The sequence below is a fragment of the Pseudoalteromonas sp. NSLLW24 genome (assembly GCF_015864725.1).
GTDB classification, from domain to species: domain Bacteria; phylum Pseudomonadota; class Gammaproteobacteria; order Enterobacterales; family Alteromonadaceae; genus Pseudoalteromonas; species Pseudoalteromonas arctica.
In genome coordinates this window covers 39,128-65,075 of record NZ_JADYWQ010000002.1, presented here as the reverse complement: position 1 = coordinate 65,075, position 25,948 = coordinate 39,128, and the positions used below count along the sequence as shown (strand labels likewise).

General features: G+C 38.1%; 25 protein-coding genes and 1 riboswitch. Of the genes, 6 read left to right on the top strand and 19 right to left on the bottom strand.

Features of this window, described 5'->3' with window-relative positions:
• Position 1: 1 nt before the first annotated feature.
• Both I6E72_RS01920 and msrA read left to right on the top strand, forming a co-directional pair.
• Complete coding sequence (locus I6E72_RS01920) at positions 2 to 3,100, top strand: efflux RND transporter permease subunit (protein WP_010553194.1); 3,099 nt, start codon at positions 2 to 4, stop codon at positions 3,098 to 3,100.
• Between the two features lie 85 nt (positions 3,101 to 3,185).
• Positions 3,186 to 3,722 (top strand): peptide-methionine (S)-S-oxide reductase MsrA, encoded by a 537-nt coding sequence (gene msrA / locus I6E72_RS01915; protein ID WP_197110885.1) that lies wholly within the window; start codon positions 3,186 to 3,188, stop codon positions 3,720 to 3,722.
• A gap of 90 nt (positions 3,723 to 3,812) precedes the next feature.
• On the opposite strand, the gene I6E72_RS01910 is transcribed toward msrA, so the two are convergent.
• From I6E72_RS01910 to I6E72_RS01900, 3 genes are all read right to left on the bottom strand, one after another.
• A complete protein-coding gene (locus I6E72_RS01910; protein ID WP_197110884.1) occupies positions 3,813 to 5,639 on the bottom strand; it encodes a TonB-dependent receptor domain-containing protein in 1,827 nt (608 codons plus the stop codon).
• A 37-nt stretch (positions 5,640 to 5,676) separates the two neighbouring features.
• Positions 5,677 to 5,860: riboswitch (cobalamin riboswitch) on the bottom strand.
• A gap of 63 nt (positions 5,861 to 5,923) precedes the next feature.
• A complete protein-coding gene (locus tag I6E72_RS01905; protein WP_197110883.1) occupies positions 5,924 to 6,709 on the bottom strand; it encodes an ABC transporter substrate-binding protein in 786 nt (261 codons plus the stop codon).
• 201 nt (positions 6,710 to 6,910) lie between these two features.
• Positions 6,911 to 7,393 (bottom strand): YajQ family cyclic di-GMP-binding protein, encoded by a 483-nt coding sequence (locus I6E72_RS01900; protein ID WP_007377833.1) that lies wholly within the window; start codon positions 7,391 to 7,393, stop codon positions 6,911 to 6,913.
• 152 nt (positions 7,394 to 7,545) lie between these two features.
• Here I6E72_RS01900 and I6E72_RS01895 point away from each other — a divergent pair, with 152 nt between their 5' ends.
• A complete protein-coding gene (locus tag I6E72_RS01895) occupies positions 7,546 to 7,899 on the top strand; it encodes a VanZ family protein (protein ID WP_007581666.1) in 354 nt (117 codons plus the stop codon).
• Positions 7,892 to 8,794 carry a ketopantoate reductase family protein gene (locus tag I6E72_RS01890; RefSeq protein ID WP_197110881.1) on the top strand — a complete coding sequence of 301 codons (903 nt, stop codon included), beginning with the start codon at positions 7,892 to 7,894 and terminating at the stop codon, positions 8,792 to 8,794. The genes I6E72_RS01895 and I6E72_RS01890 overlap by 8 nt, the downstream gene beginning before the upstream one ends.
• 40 nt (positions 8,795 to 8,834) lie before the next feature.
• Here the strand turns inward: I6E72_RS01890 and thiI are convergent, their stop codons facing one another.
• Both thiI and I6E72_RS01880 read right to left on the bottom strand, forming a co-directional pair.
• The gene (thiI, locus tag I6E72_RS01885) at positions 8,835 to 10,292 is read right to left on the bottom strand and encodes a tRNA uracil 4-sulfurtransferase ThiI (protein WP_101164302.1); all 1,458 of its coding nucleotides are present in this window, start codon (positions 10,290 to 10,292) and stop codon (positions 8,835 to 8,837) included.
• Positions 10,293 to 10,616: 324 nt separating this feature from the next.
• A complete protein-coding gene (locus tag I6E72_RS01880) occupies positions 10,617 to 11,309 on the bottom strand; it encodes a TetR/AcrR family transcriptional regulator (protein ID WP_024592300.1) in 693 nt (230 codons plus the stop codon).
• 198 nt (positions 11,310 to 11,507) lie between these two features.
• Here I6E72_RS01880 and coaD point away from each other — a divergent pair, with 198 nt between their 5' ends.
• A complete protein-coding gene (gene coaD / locus I6E72_RS01875) occupies positions 11,508 to 11,999 on the top strand; it encodes a pantetheine-phosphate adenylyltransferase (protein ID WP_024592299.1) in 492 nt (163 codons plus the stop codon).
• Positions 12,000 to 12,031: 32 nt separating this feature from the next.
• On the opposite strand, the gene I6E72_RS01870 is transcribed toward coaD, so the two are convergent.
• The 12 genes from I6E72_RS01870 to argC form a co-directional block, all read right to left on the bottom strand.
• Positions 12,032 to 12,547, bottom strand: coding sequence for a hypothetical protein (locus tag I6E72_RS01870; protein WP_024590027.1), 516 nt, complete (start codon positions 12,545 to 12,547; stop codon positions 12,032 to 12,034).
• 1 nt (position 12,548) lies between these two features.
• Positions 12,549 to 13,076, bottom strand: coding sequence for a hypothetical protein (locus I6E72_RS01865; protein WP_169059756.1), 528 nt, complete (start codon positions 13,074 to 13,076; stop codon positions 12,549 to 12,551).
• Positions 13,069 to 13,587, bottom strand: coding sequence for a hypothetical protein (locus I6E72_RS01860; protein WP_024590029.1), 519 nt, complete (start codon positions 13,585 to 13,587; stop codon positions 13,069 to 13,071). The genes I6E72_RS01865 and I6E72_RS01860 overlap by 8 nt, the downstream gene beginning before the upstream one ends.
• Positions 13,580 to 14,104 carry a hypothetical protein gene (locus I6E72_RS01855; protein ID WP_169059757.1) on the bottom strand — a complete coding sequence of 175 codons (525 nt, stop codon included), beginning with the start codon at positions 14,102 to 14,104 and terminating at the stop codon, positions 13,580 to 13,582. Before I6E72_RS01855 ends, I6E72_RS01860 begins: the two co-directional genes overlap by 8 nt.
• Positions 14,097 to 14,612 carry a hypothetical protein gene (locus I6E72_RS01850; protein WP_169059758.1) on the bottom strand — a complete coding sequence of 172 codons (516 nt, stop codon included), beginning with the start codon at positions 14,610 to 14,612 and terminating at the stop codon, positions 14,097 to 14,099. The genes I6E72_RS01855 and I6E72_RS01850 overlap by 8 nt, the downstream gene beginning before the upstream one ends.
• A gap of 504 nt (positions 14,613 to 15,116) precedes the next feature.
• The gene (locus tag I6E72_RS01845) at positions 15,117 to 15,650 is read right to left on the bottom strand and encodes a hypothetical protein (RefSeq protein ID WP_169059759.1); all 534 of its coding nucleotides are present in this window, start codon (positions 15,648 to 15,650) and stop codon (positions 15,117 to 15,119) included.
• Positions 15,651 to 15,663: 13 nt separating this feature from the next.
• On the bottom strand, positions 15,664 to 15,873 hold the full coding sequence (locus I6E72_RS01840; RefSeq protein ID WP_169059760.1) for a hypothetical protein: 210 nt from the start codon (positions 15,871 to 15,873) through the stop codon (positions 15,664 to 15,666).
• 265 nt (positions 15,874 to 16,138) lie between these two features.
• Complete coding sequence (gene argH / locus I6E72_RS01835; protein ID WP_007581654.1) at positions 16,139 to 18,004, bottom strand: argininosuccinate lyase; 1,866 nt, start codon at positions 18,002 to 18,004, stop codon at positions 16,139 to 16,141.
• A gap of 49 nt (positions 18,005 to 18,053) precedes the next feature.
• A complete protein-coding gene (locus I6E72_RS01830) occupies positions 18,054 to 19,256 on the bottom strand; it encodes an argininosuccinate synthase (protein ID WP_007581653.1) in 1,203 nt (400 codons plus the stop codon).
• The gene (locus tag I6E72_RS01825) at positions 19,253 to 20,185 is read right to left on the bottom strand and encodes an ornithine carbamoyltransferase (RefSeq protein ID WP_024592295.1); all 933 of its coding nucleotides are present in this window, start codon (positions 20,183 to 20,185) and stop codon (positions 19,253 to 19,255) included. The genes I6E72_RS01830 and I6E72_RS01825 overlap by 4 nt, the downstream gene beginning before the upstream one ends.
• A gap of 7 nt (positions 20,186 to 20,192) precedes the next feature.
• Positions 20,193 to 20,960, bottom strand: coding sequence for an acetylglutamate kinase (argB, locus tag I6E72_RS01820; protein WP_165727586.1), 768 nt, complete (start codon positions 20,958 to 20,960; stop codon positions 20,193 to 20,195).
• On the bottom strand, positions 20,961 to 21,971 hold the full coding sequence (argC, locus tag I6E72_RS01815; protein ID WP_197110879.1) for an N-acetyl-gamma-glutamyl-phosphate reductase: 1,011 nt from the start codon (positions 21,969 to 21,971) through the stop codon (positions 20,961 to 20,963).
• 224 nt (positions 21,972 to 22,195) lie between these two features.
• On the opposite strand from argC, the gene argE reads away from it, so the two are divergent.
• Positions 22,196 to 23,356, top strand: coding sequence for an acetylornithine deacetylase (argE, locus tag I6E72_RS01810; protein WP_197110877.1), 1,161 nt, complete (start codon positions 22,196 to 22,198; stop codon positions 23,354 to 23,356).
• A gap of 65 nt (positions 23,357 to 23,421) precedes the next feature.
• Here argE and I6E72_RS01805 read toward each other — a convergent pair whose 3' ends face one another.
• Both I6E72_RS01805 and radA read right to left on the bottom strand, forming a co-directional pair.
• Positions 23,422 to 24,354 (bottom strand): hypothetical protein, encoded by a 933-nt coding sequence (locus tag I6E72_RS01805; RefSeq protein WP_197110876.1) that lies wholly within the window; start codon positions 24,352 to 24,354, stop codon positions 23,422 to 23,424.
• A gap of 75 nt (positions 24,355 to 24,429) precedes the next feature.
• Complete coding sequence (gene radA / locus I6E72_RS01800) at positions 24,430 to 25,815, bottom strand: DNA repair protein RadA (protein WP_024590039.1); 1,386 nt, start codon at positions 25,813 to 25,815, stop codon at positions 24,430 to 24,432.
• Positions 25,816 to 25,948: the final 133 nt, after the last annotated feature.

Here is a 25,948-nt window from a genome sequence, read left to right as displayed (position 1 = left end):
CGTGAAAATTACAGATACTAGCGTCAAGCGCCCCGTTTTTGCCATTGTAATTAATTTACTGCTTCTTACTTTTGGACTGGTTGCGTTTACTATGCTGCCACTTCGTGAATACCCGGATATTGAAACGCCGATTGTAAATATCAGCACTGAATACACAGGTGCTTCTGCCGAAATTATAGAAACCAAAATAACGCAAATAATAGAAAATCGAATTTCAGGTATTGAAGGTATTAAAAGTATTAACTCATCGAGTCGTAATGGACGTTCAAACATTACCATTGAGTTTGATATTAACCGCGACATAGATGCAGCATCTAACGATGTACGCGAACGTGTAGCACGTGCACTTGATAGTTTGCCCGATCAGGTACGCCCGCCAGAAGTATCTAAATCAAATAGTGATGAAAGCCCAATCGCCTGGTTTGTATTAAACAGCGAAACAATGGACTCGTTACAGCTCTCTGATTACGCGCAGCGTTTTATTGTTGACCGCTTAGCCGTAGTAGATGGTGTATCTAACGTACGTATTGGTGGTGAGCGCCAATACGCCATGAAAATTTGGCTTAACCGCCAAGCAATGGCCGCACGGGGTATTACCTCAAGCGATATAGAAAACACACTTCGTACAGAAAACGTTGAGTTACCTGCTGGCGAAATAGAATCTATAGATCGTGACTTTACCGTGCGTACTGCCCGTAGTTATAAAGATCAGCGCGATTTTAAAAACCTGGTAATTAAACGTGGTGATGAAGGTTACTTAGTACGTTTAGGTGAAGTTGCCGATGTACGTTTAGAAGCTGCCGATGACGAAAGCTTATTTCGTGGTAACGGGCGTAATATGATTGGCTTAGGTATTGTAAAACAAGCTAAAGCAAACACACTAACCGTAGTAGATAACGCACGCAGCGAACTTGAAAAAATCAAACGAAACCTACCTGAAGGTACCACAATTCAAGACAGCTACGATTCGTCTGTATTTATTAAAGAGTCTATTAATGAAGTTTACAGCACACTTGCCATCTCTATGGGTTTAGTCGTACTCGTTATATTTTTGTTTTTAGGCAATATACGAGCAACGCTTATTCCTGCGGTCACCGTACCGGTCGCACTTGTTGGTAGCTTTATGTTTTTGTTGGCAATGGGCTACTCAATTAACTTACTCACTTTACTTGCCTTAGTACTGGCCATTGGTTTAGTAGTAGATGATGCCATTGTAATGCTTGAAAATATTCACCGTCGTATTGAACTGGGTGAGCCGCCGTTACTAGCTGCATTTAGAGGCGCGCGTGAAGTAGGTTTTGCCATAGTAGCAACCACGCTTGTACTTATATCTGTGTTTGTGCCATTAGTATTTATGGATGGCCGTATAGGTGCATTATTTACTGAGTTTGCTATGGCGGTAAGTGCTGCCGTATTTTTCTCAAGTGTTACAGCACTTACTCTCGCACCGGCTTTGTGTTCTAAAGTACTTAAAGTATCAGACAAACCAAATAAATTTAGCCAATGGATGGACCGCCAGTTTACTAAAATTGAAGTAAGTTACCGTAATTCACTCTCCACCAACATAACCCGTAAATGGGGTTTAATGGTGAGCCTATTATTAGCTGGCTTTGTTAGTTACTCGTTGTTTTTACAAGTTCCTTCTGAGCTAACGCCAAAAGAAGATCGTGGTACGTTCTTTATTATGATGAGCGGCCCTGAGGGCGCAAGTTACGAAAATAACGCCGCTAATATGGCTAAAATTGAAGAGCGCTTAATGCCTTATTCGCAAGCAGGTGAGCTAAGTCGCGTACTTGTTCGAGTACCTGGTTGGGGTGGCAGCGGCGGTGTTGCGATTGTGGGTATGGCCGATTGGGATAAACGCAAACGCTCAACGTGGGAAGTAATGGACGAAATAAGCGGTAAAATGCAAGAAGTTACCGATGTTCGTGCATTTGCCATTATGCGCCGTGGTATTGGCGGTGGTGGTTCATCTCGCCCAATAGAGTTTGTGCTTCAAGGTAATGATTACGCTCAACTAGCCGATTGGCGTGACCGTATAATAAAGCGTGCTGAACAAAACCCTGGTTTAGTAAGAATCGATCATGATTATAAAGAAACCTTCCCGCAGTTTTTAGTCAGCATAGATAAAAACAAAGCTGCCGATTTAGGCGTTTCGGTATCTGATGTAGGCCGTACACTAGAAACAATGCTTGGCCAGCGCCGTGTTACGACCTTTATTGACCGCGGTGAAGAATACGATGTGATTTTAAAAGGGACAAAAGAAGATTTTACCAATCCTACTGATATTTCAAATATATACCTTAAATCACGAAGCGGTGAACTAGTTCCACTTGATAGCCTTATCAGCTTAAAAGAAGAAGCAACAGCCTCGCGCTTAAACCGCTACAACCGTATGCGCGCAATTACATTAAGCGCCAACTTAGCTGATGGCTATACACTTGAGCAAGCGCTTAACTTTTTAAACGAAGTAGCCGCGCAAGAAAACGATATAGATGGCGCAGTAGATTACAAAGGTGAGTCGCAGCTTTATTACGAAGGCGCATCAGCGATGACCTACGTATTTATACTTGCACTTACCGTTACCTTTTTAGTACTTGCTGCGCAGTTTGAAAGCTTTATGCACCCGTTTGTCATTATGCTTACCGTACCGCTTGGTTTAATGGGCGCTATGTTTGGGCTTTGGGCTACAGGACTTACCTTAAATATTTACAGCCAAATAGGTATTGTCATGCTCATAGGCTTAAGTGCTAAAAATGGTATTTTGATTGTAGAATTTACTAACCAATTACGCGATAAAGGCGTTGAGTTTAGTGAAGCAATACTACAAGCAGCTACCCAGCGCCTTCGCCCAATAATAATGACCTCACTAACAACCGTTATGAGCTCTGTTCCCTTGGTTTTTGCTTCAGGCCCCGGCGCTGAAAGCCGTATGGTAATTGGTGTAGTTGTGTTTACAGGGGTTATTGTATCTACCCTGCTGACTCTTTTTGTTGTACCTGCTGCGTATTATGCTCTATCGAAAAATACACAGTCACCTGAGTTTTTACAACAAAAGCTGAATAAACAAGCTGCTGAAAAGCCTTTCGAAGAGATCTAATCTCTTTATTGCGCCGTAACCTTGTTGTTGCGGCGCATACAATTTATGCTCGCCTTTAAACTCCATATACATTTTAGGAATACTTATGAGCTCAACAACGCAAGTAGCAACATTTGGTGGCGGCTGTTTTTGGTGTATAGATGCAGCATTTAGACGTGTAAATGGCGTATTAGATGTGAGTTCTGGCTATACCGGTGGCGAAACCGACACCCCAACCTATAATTCTGTATGCTCTGGCACAACTGGGCACGCTGAGGTTGTTAAAATTGAATTTGATACTACTGTAGTTAGCTTTGAAACACTTTTAGCAATGTTTTTCACTTTGCATGATGCAACACAATTGAATCGCCAAGGTAACGATATAGGCACACAGTACAGAAGCGTTGTTTACTATCACGATGAAGCCCAACTAAAGCAAACCAATGAAATGATAGCTCAACTGCAAAGCCATGTGAGTGAGCCAATTGTGACAGAAGTCAGCCCTGCCACTACGTATTATCCAGCAGAGCATTATCATCAAGATTACTATAACGAAAACCCACAGCAGGGTTACTGTAGTATTTTAATAGCACCTAAATTACATAAGTTTGAAACCGTCTTTAAAGAGTTCTTAGCTGGCTAGCTAATTTGAGTAGTTAAATTGATTAGTTAAACTTAGCTACACATTAAAAAGCCCGACATAAGTCGGGCTTTTTAATATTAATAAATACCGTTAAAACTGGTAGCTTGCGCCTGCAAAAAAGCGACGCTCTGGAGTGTTGTAGTAATACACTTGACCCGTTGTAAAATCAGTATTTGAATCAACAGCGTTATACTCTTTATCAAATAAGTTTTCTACACGAAGCGAAACTTCAATATGCTCATTTACTTGATAATTACCCGCTAAGTTCCAAAGCGTGTATGATCCTAAACGCGTCACAGCACCTTGTCGGTCGCTACGGTATTGCATGTCTAAGCTTGCATCAAAAGCACCAAACTGTTTTGCAAGTTCCCAGTTAAAAGTACGTTTAGCAACATTACGTAACTCTGCGCCCGTTTCTTCGTCTTCAGCGCTTAAGTAAGCAAAGTTAAGGTTGCTATCAAAACCAAAAAACTGCTGAGATAAGCTAAATTCAACCCCTTCATAACGTGCTTCATCGATATTAGCTAATGCAAAGTTTGCATCGTAATCAATTTTATCTTCTATATCGTTTCTAAATATTGCAACATCAACTTGCGCAATATCAAAGTCCACACTCAAACCTAACTCACGGTTTACTGATTTTTCAGGCTGTAAATCAGGGTTACCATAAAGTGGGAAATATAAATCGTTAAATGTAGGGGCTTTAAAGCCAGTACTTTGGCTTATACGAAATGTTGCATCTTCAGATAAATGATAACCTGCAGCGGCTGTATACGTTGTTTCGTCGCCAAATTGCTCGTCGTCATCTTGGCGAACAGTTAAATTAGCCAATACTTTATCTGCATCGTAGTAAGCACCTACAAACACGGCAAGTACATCTCGGCTGTCTTCAACAAATAGTTGCGAACTATGAGATACATCATCGTTGTACCAATTGATACCACCACTAATGTTAAGCTCATCAGATAATAGGTATTGGCCGTTATAATCAATTTGTGTGCGTTTAGTTATAAAAGTACTTGTTGTTGGTCCAACTGAAAAATCAACATATGTATTGTCTGAATCATCCGTTGCTAGCGCTAAATCAATACTGTGCGTTTGGTTAGTGTAGTTTTTACTCCAACCTGCAGAAAGCTGATAGTTTTTAAAATCATCTCGTTCAATCGTACTGTCGGCTGGGCTAAAGCGGCTGTCGTAATCTGCGAAACCTTCACTGTATTGACCTAATAACTTAAAGTCGCCGTAGTGTGCATCAGTATAATTTACTTTAAAACCAAGATTTTTATTTTCATAGCCATCTTCATCTGGTGCTACGCCTTGCAGTACATCAAAGTTATCTGTTTTTTCAAAGCCTGCATTAAATGCTGTTGTTATATCGCCTGATTTTACAGAGCCTGCCACTTGATAATTTTGGTAAGAATCAGAACCAAACGTAGCACTCACAGATAAGTTATCTGATTCACGCGTTATAATGTTAATTACGCCAGCAAGTGCATCAGAGCCGTAAACAGCCGCGCGAGAACCCTTAATAATTTCAATGCGTTCAATACTATTTAAAGGGACATTATTTAATGCTTTTTGACCAAGTGTTGCTGAGCCTGTACGTACACCGTCAATCAAAATTAGCGTATCGCCAGAGCCAGTACCACGAAGTGACACACCTGTATTTTGGCCAAAACCACCGTTTGGATTAACCTGAAAACCAACTCGCGTGCTTAATAAGGTTGGTAAATCGCGTACGTTGCTTGCTTCTATTTCTGCACGCTCAATAACATTTACACTTGCTAAAACGTCATTGATTGATTGCTCAAATTTATTAGCTGTAACGGTTATTTTTTCAATTGATTGCTCTGCGCCAGACACAGAAAATGAAAGCGCAGCAGAAATAGCAACGCCTAAAGTTGTTTTGTTTAACATGATGTCCCCTACCTTTGCCCACCGCAAAGATTTAAGTAAGTAAGATTGCATCAAGGCCGGTCTCCGGACTCAGTAAGCACATCAAAATATGCAATACTTTACCGTTGCGGGGGCAGTGTTGGGCTTGTAGTCATCATGAAAACGCACCAACTTCCCGATTATCCTGCTAAAAAAATCATTACATGAAGTGGCTAGCAAGCACCTTGAAAATATGTCGCTATTGTGAGTATTTTGTTTACAAATGTCAATGGACGTCTATACAGCTAAAAACCTTTAAAATGCAGTTAGGGGCTAGTATAGTTTGAAGAAACTCCATATTTATCAAGTAGCTTCTGAAGTAGTATTTGTGCAGTAGGTAAGCTTAGTATTTCATCCATTTTATTACTAGTGATCTTATTTGATTTAGAGTTAACTAAAAAGTGCGTTTTATAAACGGCATCTGGTACGTTACTTTTATAGAGTAAATCCATATTAAAAGTATTTTGATTTTTAAAATATTGGTAAGCAATATTATTTAAAACACCTACTTCCGCGCGCTTTAATAGCAGCATTTTAACCACATTGAATTCATCAATGGTTAAACTTACCTGATGTTCCTCACTTAAAAATTCGGCATCGGTATTAAATCCAGCAAATTGATACGAGTACCCCAATACCCCAACCTTTGTTAATGACGTAATGTCGTCAAAGTAAGCTTGCTCATTTGTATTTTCTTTAAGCGTATAAAGCTCATTTTTGGTAATGGTATAAAATTCGGTTTTTTTAATATTCTCTTGCGCTGATTGTGGGATCCATTGCAGTGCCATTAAAAATAAAACATCAAAATTATTTTTTTCAACTGACAAAGCAAGCCTTTTTACAGGTAGAGACTCAAGTACGAAGTTAAACTCCTGCTGTGCGCCGTTTAAAATCTTAATAAACTCAGGAGCAAAACCCTGTTTTTTTTGCGCATTAATAATAATGGGAAAGTAGCCATCTTCAACCAGTACATCAATATCAACTGTTTTTGATAAGCTTGGTTTGGTAAATGTAAGCAAAACAAATAACAAAAATAATTGATGACGTTTCATTTTAATACCTTCTAGTGTGAAGTACTTAATTGCATGTGATTAAATATAATAGCTTAAATATCAAAAAGGAGATTAATACATACGGGAGTATCTAGGCAATAAAGAGGGATAATAGTGAGATATTTAAAAAGAGTAAGTAGCTTCAATCTGTCTGTAAGTATAAACAGATTAAAGCATGCTTAATTTAAAACTATTTATTAATTAATCGCGGAAATTTTTAAACTGAAAAGGCTGACCTAGCTCAGCACTGCGCACTACTTGCATAGCCTCTTGAAGATCGTCACGTTTTTTACCCGTTACACGTACTTCTTCGCCTTGGATAGCAGCTTGAACTTTAACTTTAGAGTCTTTAATGGCTTTAACTACTTTTTTAGCCATGTCCTTTTCGATACCTTGCTTTAAGCCAACGTTACGAAATACATTTTTACCTGCACGGGTAATATCTTGAAGCTCTAAGCTTGATACATCCATACCACGCTTAGATATTTTGTTAGCTAAAATATCAAATAATTGCATAACCTGAGAGTCTGCTTCAGCTTTAAGCTTAATTGTTTTGTCATTTAGCTCAATAGATGCATCAACGCCTCTAAAGTCAAAGCGAGTCTCTAGCTCACGATTTGCATTATCAACTGCGTTTTTAGCTTCGTTCATTTCTACTTCAGATACAATATCAAATGAAGGCATTGGTTTGCTCCTAACTATTTAATCTTAATTTTATGTGGCAATTATAACGCTAAAATTATAAATCTTTACATTTTTCTGCATCTTGTTCAGGTGCGATATTAAATTAGTTTGATATACTTGCGCCTCTTTTTTAAGCGATTTTAGGATTTGTCGTGACAAGGCGTGTTTATCAAGCAATTTTTTTAATCAGCATAGTAGCTTTTACCTTTTTATTTGCCAAAGAAATAAAAGGTGGCGTTGTAAATTTATTTCCTCATGTTGATAAAGTCGCCCATTTTGGGATTTTTTTTATACTAGCCATAATAATGGATAAAGCGTTTAAGCTTCCTTTATATGCGCAAATACTTTTATTGGCAGGTTATGGCGCCTCTATAGAAATAATGCAAGACGCACTTCCATATAGGCAAGCATCACTCGGTGATTTTTTTGCTGATTTTGCAGGTGCCGCAAGCTACTTTTTACTTAGAGTAATTTTTACACCTCGAAAAAAGAACCCATATGGCTAATATTTTAATTGTCGGCGATGGTGCTATTGGCTTATTGATGAGCCACTTTCTAAGTGCGTCGCATAATGTCAGTATTTTAACTCGTAAAAACCCAACAAACACTCGCTTTTACAGCAGAGGAAAGGGTGCATCTAAAAAAATTGACGCACAATTTATTGCATTAAATCAGCTAAATAAAGCGGCTGAATTTGATGTTGTTTTATTTACCGTTAAAGCCTTTCAAGTACTTGATGCATTTACACAAATAAAGCCATTTTTACCAAATCATTGCTCTGTTGTACTTTCGCATAACGGAATGGGTAATGTTGATGAGGTAAATAGCCAGCTAAGCACTCACCAAGCACTCTACTTTTTAACGACAAGCATAGCGGGCTTTAAATCAAACCAATACATTGTGCAGCACACTGGTGAGGGACAAAGTGTTATTGGTGCTTGTAATGAATTAGCTTTTCAAAATAGCGCGCCAATAGCTGATATTTTTAAAGTAATACCCAGCCTAAAGTTTACTAATAACATTCAGCAGCTTCGTTTTGAAAAACTACTCGTAAATATTGCCATTAACCCATTAAGCGCTTTAAGTAATGTAAAAAATGGTGAGTTACGCGCACCTAAGTACAACGCTATAATTTTTAATGCACTCACTGAAGCATGCAATATAGCAAACGTACAAGGGCTTAATATTCCATTGATTAAAGCACTTAATACCGCTTATAAAATAATGGAATTAACGTCTGACAATTACTCTTCAATGCAGCAAGACGTAGCGCATTGCAGAGAAACTGAAATATCAGCTATATGTGGCTATATTAGCCAACAAGGTAAACTTCACGGTATTCCTACACCTTACAACGATGAGTTGTTTGTTAAAATTCAGGCAAAAAAAAGCGTGGTATAAACCACGCTTATATTAATTCTTAACTTTAAGACGACAAACCTTATGGGCGGTAAACTTTTACAGTTTCAAAGCCTTGTTCGTGCAGCATAAGTGCCTGTAGTTGGCTCATTACGCCTCTATCACAATATAAATAGTAGTCAGTGTCTTTTGGTAAATCACCAAACTTAGTCGCCAGACGGAAGAACGGTAAATGAACCACTTCAACACCGTCGATTGCAAGCGGTGCAGCTTCTTCTTCCTCTGGTGAGCGAATATCAACTACCACAGAGCCTACAGGCAAATCAGCAACCGATTCAGCTTCTTTAAGTTCTTGTTTGGCTTCTACGTCAATATCACGCACGTCCATTATACGTGCGTTGTTTACAACGGTATCAAGTACATCAAAGTCGAACTTTTCTTCTTCACCAAGAATAACGTCTATTTTGGCTTTAACCGTTGGCTTTTTAGAAATAACACCACAGTATTCAGGCATTGTTTCTGCCATTTCAGCCGTACCAATTTGGCGAGCAATATTAATAATTTCTTGCTTATCGTGTTGAATAAGCGGGCGTAAAATAAGCGTTTCAGTAACACGGTCAATCACGCTTAAATTCGCTAATGTTTGACTAGATACTTGGCCAATACTTTCACCAGTGACAAGTGCCTGAATGTTTAACTTTTGCGCAACTACACTACCCGCGCGCATCATCATACGTTTAAGTACAACACCCATTTGGCTGTTTTCAACGTTTTCTAAAATTTCAGCAACAACAGGTTCAAAATCAACCGTTACAAATTTAACTTTATGTGTAGAGCTGTATTTTTTCCATAAGTAGTAGCTTGCTTGCTTAACGCCAATTTCGTGCGCTGCGCCACCTAGATTAAAGAATAAAAAGTGTGTGCGTGCGCCTTTACGAATCATTTGGTAACTTGCTACACCAGAGTCAAAGCCACCCGACATAAGCGAAAGCACATCTTCTTGAGTTGGCAGAGGAAAACCAGCCATACCAAAATGTGTATGAGAAACAATGTAAGCTTTATCGTCTTTTACTTCTAAGCGTATTGTTACTTCTGGGCGGCTAAGCTTTACGCTTGCGCCTTCAATATGCTGATTTAATCCACCACCAACATAACGCTCTAAATCAGTTGAGGTAAAATCGTGTTGCCCTATGCGCTTAGCACGAACACAAAAGGTTTTACCTACAATAGTATGACCAACTAAAGCGATGGTTTTTTGATAAATATCATCAAGAGTTTCGAATTGTGTTTCGGTTACTTCAATAAATTGAACAATGCCAGGGATGCGTTTAAGGCTATCGATAAAATCAAGGCGAACTTGCGCGTCTTCAAGTTTTGTAACAACTGAAATGTTATCCCAGTTATTTCTTACTTGTACTTTTTCGTCAACACGGCGCAATACAATTTTAATGTTATTTTCTAACACTTTAGTAAAGCGTTTACGGACTGAACGGCTTTTAATGGCTATTTCAGGATGTAGTTTGACGATAAATTTAAGCATAGTTCACTCTTAGACTGCGGGAATTCGCGCTCCCAGGCATTTGGCGCGGGATTATAGCAAAAAATTCAGCGCCTAGGAAACAGCCTATTACTATCGATTAAACTACAGCTAGGGCCTGTTTATCTTTCGAGGTTAAATTTGCAGCAGTGTGTTTGGTATTTAGGCAAGGCAGAGCCTATGTAGTGTGGTTATTCCCCATAAATAGGCGATAACGTAGCATAAATACCAAACAAGCGCTGCCCAAAGGGTTTAGCCTAGGGGCGATTAACTCTTTGTTGCTTGGTTTTTACTTAGCCCACTAGGTTACAAACCTCGCGTCGCGATTTAATCGCCTCTAGATTGAACAAATTTTAATCCTGAAAGGTCAACAGGCCCTAAGGCTTGTTGCGCTAATTCAGTATATTTTTCACGTAGCAGGTTCATTTTATCAATGCTTTTATCGGTACTGTACGCTCTAAATAATGTAAGTACTTTTAAAATGCCATGATATATATCTTGCTCAGCAAGCGTACCACTTGGCCTACGGGCTTTAATATAAGGCGTCCAAAAACTAACCGTTAACTTTAGTGTATGTGCTAAATCAATGACATCTTGCTCATCAATAGCAATCATTTCACTGTCGCGAAGTCCTAAAATAATTTTACGAACTTGCTCTAACAACTCTAACTGAAAATCAATATAAGCTTGTTTTAAATCAGCATCTCTAGAGAGAATATCCCCGAGATTATCGTAAAAAAAATGATAGCGCCACATCAGCTCAAATAACGAATCTAGGTAAGCCGTTAAATGATTAAATGCATCATCATCTTTATTAATAGGTTTAAAGTGAGTATTTAAATGATCGCGATACAGCGCAAAAATATGACGGATAATGTCTTCTTTATTTTTAAAATGATAATAAAGATTACCCGGGCTCATCCCTAAGTTTGATGCAATATGATTTGTCGTTATTGCACGCTCACCATTTTCGTTAAACAACAAAATACTGGTGTGTATTATTTTATCCTTGGTATTCATATGCTAATACTCAAATTATCTATAGGCTACATTACACTCAAAAGAGGTAAACAGTATAAACAAATATGAATCATTAAAACACTCCCACCATGGACTGACCTGTTTAAAGAAAGTAAGTGTTTATATGCTTTTTTAGCTAGGCTGCTTTGTGGCATAAACACTGTTAAACTAGCGCTAAAATAATAAATAGTGAACATTATGAAAGTTATTGCAATTTACCCTGGCACCTTTGATCCACTAACTAATGGGCACACAGACCTTATTCAACGTGCAGCTAAAATGTTTGATACTGTATTAGTTGCGGTTGCTAATAACCCAAGTAAAAAACCCTGCTTTAACCTTGAAGAACGTGTTGAGCTTGCAAACTCTATTTTAAGCCACATAGATAATGTTAAGGTGATTGGTTTTTCTGGTTTATTGGCTGACCTTGCACGCGATCACAATGCTAATGTGCTTATTCGCGGTATTAGAGCTGTATCTGATTTTGACTATGAATTTCAATTAGCTAACATGAACCGCCGCCTGAACCCCGACTTAGAAAGTGTATTTTTAACACCCGCAGAGCGAAATTCATTTATTTCATCAACACTCGTTAAAGAAGTAGCTCGCCACAATGGTGATGTAAGCGAGTTTGTAGATCCTGTAATTGTTAAAGCTCTAAAAACTAAATTGGGCTGTGGTGCCCAATAACACTTCCCGAATTAGCGCATAACTTGTATGCGCTAATTCGGCTTTTGTATAGATGATTTTAATTTTTTAATTAACCAAACAAGTTTTAGCAAATCTTTATTGATAATTAGTATTAGCGCCATAGTGATATCAATAATAGGCATAAGAAAACCATACAGCATCCACAACCACCAAAAATCCCAATTGCCATAAAGAGTATTATCAATATACATCCCCATAAACAGTGAGGCATTGATAGCAAGCCCTACAATAAGATAATAAAATCCGTACGGTATTTTACGTCCTAAAAAAATACGCCACATAAAAATAACGGCAATTGTTAGTACATCAAATATAAACAACTTTAAATGCGGAGCCGCAGTAGTTATGTCCATAAACAAACTAAATGTATACGAAGCCATCATAATAAAGCAAAGGTGAACTCGGCTTTTATCTTGCTTATTAATAGCCGCTGATAGAGTGAATAAAAAAGAAAAAACAAAAAGCCATGTAATAAATATTCCAAAATATTCGTTAACTGAATTTAATTGCCAAAATAGCTCCTCCATTTTATTCAACCTTTTTATGAGTGTTTTTTATACGATTAAGTAAATGCCGTTTTAATGCAACCAAACCTAAAAAGTCTTTATTAATTAGGAGAACTAAAAGCATCGTTAAATCAGAAATTATTTGCCCTATTACATATAAGGCCCAAAACCACCAGTAATCCAAATTTCCTAAAACAATACTGTCGTAGTGCATTCCAAAAAAAACAAATGCGTTAAAGCTAAGTCCAACTAAAAGATAATAAAAGGCTACGGGGAGGTTTTTACTAAAGTATATCCGCCATATAATCAGAAAAAACATAGTTACGATATCAAATATAAAAAGGGTCAAATGGGGTGTGTTGCTCAAGGGATCCATAAAAATACTTGAGGTGTAAGATACCATCATAATGAATGCAAGTTGTGTGCAGCTTTTGTCAGACTTGTTAATGCTTGCAGACAAATTATATAAAAAAGCGAGTACAAAAGACCATGTAGTAAAAATAGTTATATAGTCGTATAAACTAGCCAGCTGCCATAAAAAATCATGCATTGCGTGACCTTTTAAATTTTTCAGTTAAAAATTTAGTAAGCTTAACTAGACCTAAAAAATCTTTGTTAAAGATAAGCGCTAATGGCATTATCAAATCTGTAAAGTACATACCAAATACATAAACGTTCCAAAACCACCAATAATATAGAGTACCTAAAATCTCTATATCGTAATGCATAGCTAAAAATAAAGATGCATTAATACTCAGACCAAACACAAGATAATAAAATGCGTTAGGAATTGGGCTTTGGCTGTAGTACCTAAACGTAAAAATAATAATTAGAGTTACAATATCGAAGTAAAAATAGTTTAAGTGAGACACTATAACCATATCGAACAGTGTACTTAAGGTGTACGAAATCATCATAATACCAGAAAGGTACATTGTATTTTTATAGGGACTGTTTATGCTTGCTGACAAATTATAAAGAAATGCAATTACAAAGAACCATGTAATAAAAATACCTACATAATCTCTAATCGCTACCAGATCCCACAATATGTCAGCCATCATGCCCCTTTATGAATTTATTATTTCGTAACCACCCTTTTAGCTTATACAAACCTAAAATATCCTTGTTTATGATCAACACCAATGCCATTGTAAAGTCGACAAAATACATCCCAAAAATATAAACCGTCCAAAACCACCAATAGTAAAGGGTACCTGCAATTTCAATATCGTAGTGCATACCTAAAAATAAACATGCATTAATAACAAGCCCAACAATTAAATAGTAAAAAGCAATTGGTATAAATTTTTTATATATGAATCGCCAAAGTATAAGGGCGCTAATAGTAGCAAGATCATAATAGAAGTAATTTAGATGAGGATTTTCAATAAGTGGATCCATAAAAAGACTAGATATATATGAGACCATCATTATAAATGAAAGATGCGTTCTACTTTTATCATTTTTATTAATACTCGCTGATAAATTATATAAAAATGCGATTAGGAAGAACCATGTAAATAGTATTGCTACGTTATACCCTAAATCTACCAGAGCCCAAAGTATGTCAGCCACTACTATTATTCCTTTTCATAATACTATTGTGGAACCATGTTTTAATTGCAGCTAATGCTAAAAAATCTTTGTTTATAAAAAATATAGCTACCATCATAAAGTCGGCTAAATTAACAACAATTGAATAAAATGACCAAAACCACCAAGGTTCGTAATTTTCAAAAATATATACATCTAGATGCATACAAAAAAACAAAAATGCATTTACCGTTAGGCCTAATAATAAATAAAGAGATATAAAATTTTTAGTTAGGAAGTATTTAAAAGCAATGATGAAAAAAATTGTTATCACATCAAAAAAAAAGAGTTGAATGTATGATATTTGCTCTATATCTATAAAAAGGCTAGATGAATAAGAAAGCGACATAACCAACGATAACCAAACCGCTGTCTTATCTGATTTATTTATGCTTATAGCAAGTGAGTATAAAAATGCCATTAAGAAACCCCACTGTACAAAGGCACCTATGTACAATGAGACGATTGGACTAACCAAAAATTCACTCATTATTTTACGACTTTTTCAAGTTTAATTTGAAGGGTTTTAAAGGTAGCATCCGTAAAATGTTTCGATTAAGGACTAATGAAAGCATCATGAGAATATCTATAGTATTGATCCCTATCGAATAAAAACTCCAATACCACCAAGGCTCAATATTATATAAGACATATAGATCATAGTGCAGTATTAGGGTAAGTACTGCATTTATCGTTAACGAAATTATGATGAAGTGAAAAGCTGCAGAACGTTGGAGCACTTTGAAGTACTGTAAAGTTAACAGAACTAAAATTGTAATGAAATCATAAAGCGCCCAGCTTAAATATAAATTTTCTAATAAGTTTATATAACCACTAGAAATATATGAGCAGAGCATAAGCGCAGATAGATATACTGGAGACTTGTTTTCTTTATTTATACTGGAGGCCAAACAGTATAAAAGGGCCATTAAAAAGCCCCATTGAGAGAAAGCTTCTACATAATCCATTAAAGATTCAGTGACGTACATTTTAGTTACGTTGTTGGTTGTGTTTTTCTCGATTTAAACAATCGAGTTAATTTTCTTTTTATACCGTGTAGACCTAAAAAGTCTCTATCTACAATGAGAGCTACGACCATTAAAAAATCAATAATATTTACAGAAAACTGATAAACACTCCAAAACCACCAAGATTCAAGATTTTTATTAATATACACATCTAAATACATCAATAAGAAAAATATAGAATTAACAGAAAGACCTATAAGTAGGTATAAAAATGAAGGTGTAGTTTTTTTAATAAATAAAAATGCGATAGCTAAGCATAAAATTGTAGATAGGTCGTAAATTGCCCAATCAAAATAAGTCGTATCGTAATATGAAAGCCAAGTAAATATATAATCTGTTGCAGTATAGGAAATCATCATAATGAATGAGCTGAGCAATAGTGTGGTATCCCTTTTAACATCTAAGCTATATACAAAGATATTAAAAAAGAATGCCATCAAAAAAGCCCACATTGAGAAGGCTGACAGCGAAAACAAACCAAAAAACTCAGCTAAAAACATTCAATACCTTGTATTACTTAGGGCGAGTACCTGAACCACCTGAAAGGATTGCAGCGCCACCACGCTGTAAATCAGTACTCGCAGCAGTCATCGCCTCTTGAGAGAAGCTTACTGTATCAGATTGCAGGGTTTTAGGGCTAGCAGTTTGTTCCATTGCAGGCTTTAATTGTTGTGTTTTGTTGTATGCTTGCATTTGTACTTGGCTATTAGCTGAAACTTGCATGTGATTGATCCTTGTAAAAGTTTTAATTATATTTGGTGCAACTTTTAACCACATTATTATGTAGATAAATGCATCACCTGTTTAAAGTAGTGATAGCTATTTTGCTATCTACTTTATACAAAGCAACCAATGTGCCAACTTTTTTTGACACCTTAAAATTTACTCAAAACATACTTATATAATCAAACCAAACAGCTCCGACCAGTTTACTACAAACATAAAAAAACGCACAGGGATAACCGTACGTTTTTTGTATCCAGGGATTTTAAGCTACGTATTTACACGGGATCTCCGCACGTGTACTTAACTTCAAAATATATTCCATTGCTACTTCGTCACAATTTTCTTTACGAAGGCAAAGTTCACAATCTTTCATTACTTTTTCAGGCAAAGAGTCTTTGCTACAAAAAGTAAAACGTTGTTGTTCAAAAAAATCTGGTACGCGTGTTAATACAATAACTCGGTTAAGTGCCAATTTTTTGGCTTTAGTAAGTAGATGATCTACAAGCTGTCTACCCTGCCCCGACACTTTACTTTTTGGGTCTATACCCAATGAGCGTATTTCAGCAAGGCCGGTATCGTAAATGTATAACGACGCACAGCCCGACACTTTTCCATTTATTTCTGTTACTGCAAACTCGTTAATAGAGTGCACCATATCGCTTTTTGCACGAGGCAGGTTTTCACCTACCGTTGCCCAATGCTGTATAAGCGTGGCAATTGCTTCTACATCATCTAAATTTGCATCACGTACCGTTATTTGCTGTTTTTTTTTGGCTTCTTTAACAGCATTCGTTACTTGTTCAATAGACGTCCCACCAAGGGCTTTACGTGCTTTTATACATGCATCAATTTCAAGTACTGGGTAAACATCGTCTTCAAATACAGTGTTTACTGATTTGTACTGCTCAAGCGATAGCTCTTCAAGCGTTTTACCTTCGCTAATCGCAAGCTGTACAAGTACACCTACAATGTGATGCCCTTCTCTAAATGGCACACCTTTAGCAACTAAGTAATCAGCAAGTTCGGTGGCATTTGCATGCCCTCCTTTTGCTGCAGCAAGTGTCTTATCGCCATTTACTTTAACGCCTTTAATACATGCTTGCGCCATATGAATACATGCAAGCCATGTTGGCATAGCGTCGAATAGCCCTTCTTTATCCTCTTGCATATCTTTATTGTATGCAAGTGGCAGCGCTTTTAACGTCATCATCATAGCGCTAAATGCACCAAACACACGTCCGGTTTTACCGCGAATAAGCTCGAGTGCATCAGGATTTTTTTTCTGAGGCATGAGCGATGAGCCTGATGTTACGTTATCAGCAAGCTCTATAAATCCGGCTTCACCCGAATTATAAAAAATCAGATCCTCTGACATACGAGATAAGTGAATCATCGAAATAGACGCACAACTTAAAAGATCTAAAACAAAATCACGATCAGATACACCATCAAGGCTGTTTTTTGTAGCCGCTGTAAAACCTAGCCCATGCGCTAATGCTTGGCGATCAATCGGATAAGCAGTACCTGCTAATGCACCACTGCCTAATGGGCAAAAATTCATGCGCGCTTTAGCATCTTGCAGGCGGCTTTCATCACGCTCTAGCATCTCTACATACGCCATACACCAGTGGCTAAACAATACTGGTTGTGCGCGCTGTAAGTGCGTGTAACCTGGTAATATTGTGCCAAGCTCTCGCTCTGCAAGCGCTACAAACTCGCCTTTAAGCTGTGCAATAGCATCTAGTAAATGGTCAGCCGTATCACGGCACCATAATCTAAAGTCGGTGGCAACTTGGTCATTACGGCTTCGGCCTGTATGTAATTTTTTAGCTAAATCACCTACTTTTTCAATTAGAGCTGCTTCAACATGTGAATGAATATCCTCTGCACCTGAAGTAGCTACCGCTTGTGGATCTGCTTTAACTTCTTCAAGCAGCTCATTTAATGCAGCCACTAATCTTGTGTGCTCGTCACTTGAAAGTACACTTACCTGTTCAAGTGCACCAGCCCATGCCACAGAGCCAATAATATCTTGCTCTGCTAACTGGTAGTCAAAGGGAAGAGAGTCGTTAAATTGCTTAAACGCCTCATCTGGACCCGTAGAAAAACGTCCGCCCCATAATGCCATGAAATCTCTCCAAACCCTGTAGTGCCCGTTTTATAAGGGGCGTAATAAATTACTTTTTAGCGAGTGCTGAAATTCTGCTTGAAAGCGAGAATAAACGAATAAAGCCTTCAGCGTGTGATTGGTCGTACACATCATCTTCGCCAAATGTAGCAAATGCTTCGCTGTATAAGCTATTTGGTGACTGCTTTTGAACTGCAGTTACTTGGCCTTTGTATAGCTTAAGTACCACTTCACCTGTTGCCACTTTAGAAAGTGCTTCAGCACCGGCTAAAATAGAATCTTTAAGAGGCGTAAACCAACGGCCGTCGTATACTAAATGCGAGAACTCGCCACCGAGTACTTCTTTCCACTTACGGCTTGCTTTATCAAGCACTAGCTCGTCAATGGCTTGAAGCGCTGCCATAATGACTGTACCGCCTGGCGTTTCATAACAACCGCGTGACTTCATGCCAACTAAACGATTTTCTACAATATCAACACGTCCAACACCATGAGGCGATGCAATATCGTTTAATTTAACTAAACAATCGTAAGGTTTAAGCTCTACGCCATTTACAGCAACCACTTCGCCTTCAACAACTTTTAATGTTACTAGTTCTGATTTATCTGGTGCTTGCTCTGGAGAGTTAGTCCAAGTCCATACTTGTTCAGTTGGTTGACACCATGGGTCTTCAAGCTCACCACCTTCGTGCGAAATATGCCATGCGTTAGCATCACGGCTATAAATTTTTGTAGCAGATGCTGAACACGGAATGTCACGCTCTGCTAAGTAATCAAGTAATGATTCACGGCTCGATAAGTCCCACTCACGCCATGGCGCAATTACTTTTAAATCAGGGGCTAGTGCTGCAAAACATGATTCAAAACGAACTTGGTCATTACCTTTACCAGTACAACCATGAGAAAGTGCATCAGCACCTACTTTACGTGCAATTTCAACTTGTGCTTTAGCAATAATTGGGCGCGCCATAGAAGTACCTAATAAATAAGTACCTTCGTAAATTGAGCCCGTTTTAAGCGTTGGGTAAATGTAATCACTTACCATTTCATCTTTTAAGTCAACTACGTAACATTCAGATGCACCAGAGGCAATTGCTTTAGCTTCTACGCCTTCAAGTTCTTCAGCGCCTTGACCTACATCGGCAACAAACGCGATTACTTCACAGCCGTAGTTTTCTTTTAACCATGGCACGATAGCCGACGTATCAAGACCACCAGAATAGGCTAAAACGACTTTTTTAATTGAACTCATAGGTGTTCCTTAACAAAATTTGGATTTAGTAATGTAACTAGCAGAGCATTTTGCGCATGCATGCGATTCTCTGCTTGTTGAATGATTTTTGATGCTGGACCATCCATTACCTCAGAGGTAATTTCAAATTCACGGTGTGCCGGTTGGCAATGTAATACCGTAGTCGCACCTGTTTGATCTAGCAATGCCTGGTTTAATTGATAAGGCATGTATTTTTCTTTTACTTGCTCAAGCGGCGTTGTATCACCCATTGATACCCATGTATCTGCGTATACAACGTTTGCACCAACTGCAGCTTCAACTCTATCGCTCACCATGACTGATGCGCCATTCATTGCTGCAATTTGCTCTGCTTTTTTAAGTATTTGTGAATCTGGCGAACACCCTTTTGGTGTTACAGCAACAAAGTCAGTACCTAGCGTTGCGGCAAGTAACATCAATGAATGAGTCACGTTATTGCCCTCACCTAAGTAAGCTACTTTAAGCTGACTCACATCGCCATGTACTTCTTGAAGTGTTAAAAAATCAGCAAGCGCTTGGCAAGGGTGGTACAAGTCACACAAGCTATTTACCACAGGTACCGATGAATATTCACCTAACGTGGTTAATGTGCTGTGCTGATTTACACGCGCCACAATACCGTCGGCCCAAGTAGAAATATTAAGTGCAAAATCTTTAATTGATTCACGTGCACCCATAGCGCCATTTTGCTGATCTAAATAAACAGCATGACCACCAAGGCGATTAATACCTATATCAAACGATAAACGTGTACGTAAACTTTGTTTTTCAAACAATGTTACGATTGATTTACCCGATAATACTTGGCTGTATTTTTCTGGCTTTGCTTTTATATCTTGCGCTAACTTTAATAAATTAAGTGCGCCTTCTTGGTCTAATTCTAAACCCGTTAAAAAATTCTCAAACATAATAAACCTATGGTGTAATCTTTGTTCCGACATGCTCGCCTTGCAGCAGAGCAGTTAAATTTTCTGGCTTTTGCCAGCTGGAAATATACACACCGCGTCGTAAATGTTGGGCAGCGTGAAGGCTGGTCTTAACTTTGACCTCCATCCCGCCCACAATTACTCCATCTGTAATTAAAGTATCAATGTGTTTTGTGTCAAGTTGATGTAACGGTTGTTTATTTGCGTCAAGTACCGCTTCTACATCCGTCATAAAAATTAGTTCTGCATTTAAATTACTGGCAATAGCCGCTGCAGCTTCATCTGCATTTACGTTGTACCACAAGCCTTGTTCATCAAAGCCGATAGAGCTAACAATAGGTAAACGAGAAATTCTAAGTAAATCATTGATGATAGAATCGTCGTTACTTGTGCATTTACCCACTAAGCAAAGCGCTTTTAATTTTTGGGTTGCAGTCACACCCGCCTCAAAAAGACTTAAGCCGACAGGCTTATGCCCTGCGCTTATAGCTTGAGTCATTAATTGTTTATTAGCGCAACCTGCAAGCGCACCCACTATATAAGGCATTTGCTCTGCTGGACTAATACGTAAACCTTGGTGTTTAGCACTAGCAAAACCCGCTTGCTTTAGCCATGTATCTACTAAAGAACCACCGCCATGAACAATGACAAACTCATCATTTTTTTGCTCGCTTAGCACGTCAAATAACGCTTTTGCTGCATTTTCTGTATTAAGTACTGCACCACCGAGTTTAATAACCCACGTTTTTTTACTCATTTAAAACGCTCCTTTTAAGCCCGTAGTGTGATCTAAATTCATAGAAATATTAATACACTGCAAAGCTTGTCCAGCAGCGCCTTTTAATAAGTTGTCAATGGCAGACATTACAATTAACTGCGTGCCTTGTTGCTGCCAACCAATATCAACAAATGGTTGCTTAGCAACACCTTTAATTGACGGTATTTTATCGCCTAACAAACGAATTAATGGTTCGTTAGCAAGCACTTGATAAGCAGATGCAACGCTTTCCTTGGTAACGCCTGGCTTAAGTTGTACATAAATAGTTTCTAATATACCGCGCGGAAAGCTACCTAGATGCGGTGTAAATAATACTTTGTGGCCAAGGTGTTGTTCAATTTCAGGACCGTGGCGATGGTTAAACAAACCATAAGGTGCAAGCGATACCTCACAAAAATGTGTTCCTACACTCGCTTTACGCCCGGCACCCGTAACACCCGAAACGGCATTAATAATAATACTTTCGCTGCTCAATAAGCCTGCTTGTTTAAGCGGTTTAAGTGCATTGAGCGCCGCTGTTGGGTAACAGCCTGCAACAGCAATTAGCTTTGCGTTAGCGATAGCATCACTGTTCCACTCTGCTAAACCGTAAGCCGCTTCATTTAAAAGCTCTGGGTGTTGATGCTCAAAACCATAATAAGTAACGTAATCATCATTATTTGCTAGGCGATAGCCACCAGATAAATCAAATACTTTTTTACCCATAGCTAAAAATTGAGGCGCTAAATCAACACTTACTTTGTGATCGGTACATAAACACACATAGTCAGCATCACTTTGAATGTCATCAAAAGCTGATGCACTAAGAGGAAGTAAAGGACAATCTAGTAAGCCAAGGTGCTCTGGGTATAAATCACTTAGTAATTTATTTTTATCTAAGCTACCCTCAGATACATAACAGCCTGTTAAGGTAAGGTTTGGATGATTAGCAACTAAGCTTGCTAACTCTGCGCCGCTATAACCGCTTGCGCCAATAATAACTACATTCATTGATTACTCGTTATTTTAAAATTTACTGCTAAATATATATGTTGTTCGCTTAAACTAGCTAAGACGCTAAATTAAGACTTAATTTAATGAATTTGTAGATTATCGTCGCATTATTTTCATAGCTTTACTTTAATATATTTATGCTTAAAAAGTGAATTGATATTCATCATAAATACTTTTATATTGTTATGCAATTAAATTGAATAATAATTTTGGATTTTTTTATGCCTTTGCCTTCGTTTATTTCTATGTATCAACAATTGATTGCAGCCCCTTCTATTAGTGCAATTGAAGACAGCTTGTGTATGAGCAATAAAAACGTAATTGAACTCCTTGCGAGGTGGTGCGAAACACTCGGTTTTACGTGTGAAATTATTGAATTAGAAGGAGGTAAAGGCCGCTTTAATTTATTAGCAAAGCGTGGAAAAGGCGATGGCGGGTTAATGCTTGCGGGCCACACTGATACAGTGCCTTTTGATGACAGCCGCTGGAACCACAATCCGTTTGAACTTACCGAACTCGACAATAAATTGTACGGGCTAGGAAGCATTGATATGAAAGGCTTTTTTGCTTTTGTATTACAAGCGATTAGTGAACTTGATGAAAAGCAGCAAACTCAACCTATTTTAATACTCGCCACTGCCGATGAAGAAACAACTATGGCAGGTGCACAGCAAATATGTAAGCACCCTAATTTAAAACCTGCACGCTGTATAATTGGCGAACCTACTGATATGACGCCAGTATTTATGCACAAGGGCCATATGAGTACAGCAATAAGAGTGGTTGGTCGCTCTGGGCATAGCTCAGATCCCGAACGTGGCCTTAACGCCATTGAAGTAATGCATAAAGTGATCACAAAATTGATGATCTTAAAAGAGCAATTAAAGCATAAGTATTCAATAAATCACTTTAAAATTCCTTATCCAACATTAAACTTAGGTAATATTCATGGTGGCGATAATGCGAATAGAATTTGTGGTTGCTGTGAAATGCATATAGATATGCGCCCATTACCAGGTTTAAGTGTACAAGAACTACAAGCATTAGTGCTTGATGCAACAAAAGAGATAAATCAGCAATACCCAAATGCGGTGAGCGTTATTGATTTACATGAACCAATCCCGGCGTTTAGTGGTAGCACCGACAGTGCTTTAGTTAAAATGGCTGAAAAAATAGCGGGGCAAAAAGCGGTCGCAGTAAATTACTGCACTGAAGCGCCGTTTATCCAGCAACTCGGTTGTGAAACAATCGTAATGGGCCCAGGCTCAATTAACCAAGCGCATCAGCCTGATGAGTTTTTAGCGATGGAAAAAATAAAACCATCACAACAAATAATCACCAATATCATAAAAGCAAACTGCTTTAGTAATCAGAGTTACTAACTGCTTATAACAACACAAAATAATAAAGGCGCCAATTGGCGCCTTTATTAATACAAAACTAAGGCTTAATCACCTTTAACTTCTAAGTTAATAAACTTAACTAGCTCTTCAGGTTGCCCTACTAGCATCATAACTTGTTGGTTAATTTCCATCATAGTTTTACCTTCAGGTAGCTTTGCAGACACACTGAATGAATTTAAACCTTTAGCAAAGCTTGTTAAAGCCTCTGCAATATTTTCAGTTACAGGAGCCTGTTGTAACTGCTGCTCTAGCGTCATTTCCATCTGCTCTAGCGTCATGCCTTGCTTTTCAAGCTCGCTTGATAGTAAATCTTTTAACTTACCTTGGTTATTTAAGGCAAAGCTAACATTGCGCGGCTCTAACTTACTCATTGCTTGCATAACAAGTGTTTGCTGCTGTAACTCTTGCTCATAAGTAAGTGGCTGGTTACCCGCTTCTTGCTGCGCTTTACTAATCGCTAATGAAGCATCCATTAATGCTTTTGAATTAGCCAAGCCCATATCCATATTAAAACTAACAATGTCTTTTGCATCAAGCTTAACTACTACATCACTATTGCCAGACTCTTCATCGTAATCAAGTGATGAATGTAAGTCGTAACTTGCCGACGCGAGCATTTCGTTTGTATCAGCAGGTAATTTTGAAACAAAGTCTTTATCAAACTGAAAGCTTTTTACATCAAATGATGTATGCGGTGATATTTTATCTGGCTCGTAACCAGTTATTTCAATGCTTTGAATATTAGCAACATTGTCGCCCTCTGGGCTTATTACTTCCATGTTTGTTATTTCTACGCTTTTTGAAATAACACTTGCCGATAAACCAGCGTATTTAAATGTAGCGCCAGTTTGCTCGCTTACTAAAGCAAGTTGCTTATCTACTTCTGCACGCACTTCTTGTGTAGCTAAATAATTTGCATAGCTCACGCCACCAACGCCCGCAGCTACAATCGCTGCAACTATTACTAACTTTTTCATGTTATTTCCTTATTCTATTCTTTGTGTAAACCGAGTTTTATTAAGAGTAACATTACACATTAACACCCGTAAGTATTAATTAATTAAACTAAGCAACTCATGTACTGTTTTAACTGGGGTAATTTTAGCGCCCAGCCCTTCCATCGACTTATGGTAATTACGAAATGGAATATATATTTCTGTAAAACCATGTTGTGCCGCTTCTTTAACACGTGGTACGCCACTGTCAATTGGGCGTACATCGCCATTTAAGCTAAGCTCACCCATAATACACGTGGTACGAGGCACAACAAATTCGTTTAAGCTGCTAAGTAACGCGGTTACTAATGCTAAATCAATACAAGTTTCTGTTTCATCTATTCTTAGGCCACCCACAATATTAAAAAACGTATCGTGGAATATTTTGGTTTTAGTGTGTTTTCGTAATATGCCAGTCAGCATTTTTATGCGGTTCATGTTTAAACCAACGCAAACACGCTGCGGAAATTCCGCCTCGGTTTCGGTAGTTAAACATTGAATCTCAAGTAGTAAATTTCGATTACCTTTACGGATACAGGTAATTGTAGAGCCTGGCGAGTCGGTTGTAGACCCCGATAAAAATATTTCGCTCGGGTTATCAACACTCAACATACCACGTTCGCACATTTTAAAAATACCAACAGTATCAATATCACCAAAGCGGTTTTTATTTGCCCTAAGGGTTCTAATTTGCCCATCGTTGGTGTCTATGTGTAAAAGCGCATCGACAATATGTACAAGTGTTTGAGGACCTGCTATTTCGTTATTTTTATTTACATGAGCAATAATGAACATGGTTACATCATTTTGCTTACAGTATTGAGTCAATGCTTGGGCGGCACTTTTTACTTGCGAAGGGGAACCTGGGCTACCATTTGCCGTTTCGGTTACAACCGCTTGAATAGAGTCAATAACAGCAAACTTAATTTTATTTTTCTCGAGCTCTTCAATGATGGTTTCAACACTGGTTTCTGAAAGTAAATAAAGCTCGTCAGGGTTATAGTTTAACTTTAAACGATTTACCCTGTTTTTAAACTGCGATAATGACTCCTCGGCCGTACAGTAAAGTGACGGCATACGTTGTGACATTCTCGCTACTAGGTCAGATAGCAATGTTGTTTTACCAGCACCTGGATCACCCGAAATTATATTAACAGAGCCGGTAGTTACACCACCGCTTAGCACACGATCGAGCTCGCCAATTTCTGTCAGCTGTTTTTCTGCCTCTGACGTAGCAATATCATTAATTTTTTTAGAGCCGCCACCAGCACCGCCAGCATAACCACCTACATTTGCTCGAACTGACGCTTTTTTACTCTGCCCTGCTGAAGGTTTAAATTCTGCTAATGTGTTCCACGCACCGCAGCGGCATTGACCCTGCCAACGTGGGTAGTTCATGCCACATTCTGTACACACAAACTCTATTTTTGCCGCTTTAGTCATTTATAACCTTATCTACGATTCTCTAATTTTAAAAACATTTACTGTTAATAACTTATTTTGCCACTTCAAGCATTTACTTAGCAACAAACTCTTGCCTGCGTAAAAATCTAGCGTCACAATCATTAAATACACA